We start from the raw sequence: 1,585 nt of genomic DNA, 5'->3' as shown, positions 1-1,585 counted from the left end.
CGCGCGCCGCGCGCGAAGATCGCCGCGAGGTGCTCGATCTGCTCGCCGCGCCGCAGCTCGACCGCGTCGCGCTCGACGCCGCGCTCGCGCACACGCGCGAAGCGGACAGCGCCTTGCGCGCGAAGGTGGAAAGCGGTGTCGCCGACTATGCCGCGACGCTCACGCCCGACGAGCGCATCAAGTTCGTCGAAGGCTTGAGGCGCAGCGGTCAATGGCGTCTGCCCGCGCCGCGCAAAGCGCCGCGCGCCGCCGCGAGCGCGGCCAGCGAGGCGGGCGAGACGAACTGACGTCGCGCGGCATCGCGTGGCAGAACACGCGCAAAAAAATCGCGATCCTCGCGACGGATTCCCGACGCCACCGCGTTTAAGGGAAATACGCCACGTCACGAGGAGCGCGCATGAACAGCTTGCCGACCGCCCGCGCCGGCGCGATCGCCATGAATCGCTTCGGCCTCGGCGCGCGCCCCGACGAAGCGCCGCCCGACAATCCGCCGCATTGGCTGCTCGATCAGTTCTCGCGCTATGAAGCGCTGCCCGCCGCCTGGCGCGATCAGCCCGGCGCGATCGCGCTCACGACGCGCTTCGGCGAGGAGCGACAGCAAGGTTTGAGCGGCGACGCGTCGATGAACAACGCGACGAACAACGCCGCCAGCGACGCCGCGCCCGCGACATCGACTCAGGCCAAGCGACAAGCCGTGAACCGCGCGATCCGGCGCGAAGGCGTCGAGGTCTACCGCAGCGCCGTCAACGCGCGCCTCGACAGCGCCTTGCAGACGGACACGCCCTTCGTCGAACGCCTCGTCCACTTCTGGTCGAATCACTTTGCGGTTTCCGTCGACAAACCCGCGCTTGCCGGACTCGCGGGTTCGTTCGAGATGGAAGCGATCCGCCCGCATGTGCTCGGCACATTCGACGATCTGCTGGTCGCCGTCGAACAGCACGCGGCCATGCAGGTCTTTCTCGATCAGATCCGCTCGGTCGGCCCGAACAGCCGCGCCGCGCTGCGCGCCGATCAACGCGATCCCTCGCATCAACGCGGTCTCAACGAAAATCTCGCGCGCGAAATCATGGAGCTGCATACGCTCGGCGTGCGCACCGGCTACACGCAGGCCGACGTCACCGAATTCGCGCGCGCGCTCACGGGCTGGAGCGTGGCGGGCGTGCGCGGCCCGCAGCCGGGCAACGCCACGCCCGGCGCGTTCGTGTTCCGGCCCGCGCTGCACGAGCCCGGCACACGCACCGTGATGGGCCGCCAATATGATCAGGATGACGAACGACAGGCGCTCGCGATCCTGCACGACCTCGCGCACGCGCCGCCGACGAGCCGCCATATCGCGTTTCAGCTCGCGCGCCATTTCGTGGCCGACAATCCGCCGCCCGCCCTCACCGACCGCCTCGCGCAAGTGTTCGAGCAAAGCGGCGGCGATCTGCCGAGCGTCTATCGCGCGCTCGTGGAAGCGCCGCAAGCCTGGTCCGCCGACGACGCCAAGTTCAAGACACCGTGGGACTGGACCGTCTCGTCGATGCGCGCGCTCGGCTGGCGCAATCGCGGCGGCTCGGGCGGCCTGAACGCCGCGCCGCTGCTC

At 69.7% G+C, this 1,585-nt stretch carries 2 protein-coding genes; both read left to right on the top strand.

Translation table 11 applies throughout. From position 1 onward, the window contains the following. Window positions 1-287 (top strand): periplasmic heavy metal sensor (locus tag G3N97_RS38495; protein ID WP_205997955.1); only part of this gene is annotated, 287 nt, incomplete at its 5' end. A 110-nt stretch (window positions 288-397) separates the two neighbouring features. Continuing rightward, window positions 398-1,585: DUF1800 domain-containing protein (locus G3N97_RS38490; RefSeq protein WP_205997954.1), on the top strand; the 1,188-nt coding region annotated here is incomplete at its 3' end.

Source organism: Paraburkholderia sp. Ac-20347 (assembly GCF_017104805.1).
Taxonomy (GTDB): Bacteria; Pseudomonadota; Gammaproteobacteria; order Burkholderiales; family Burkholderiaceae; genus Paraburkholderia; species Paraburkholderia tropica.
Note: the sequence above shows the minus strand (reverse complement) of the source record. Positions and strands in the feature narration are given on the sequence as shown.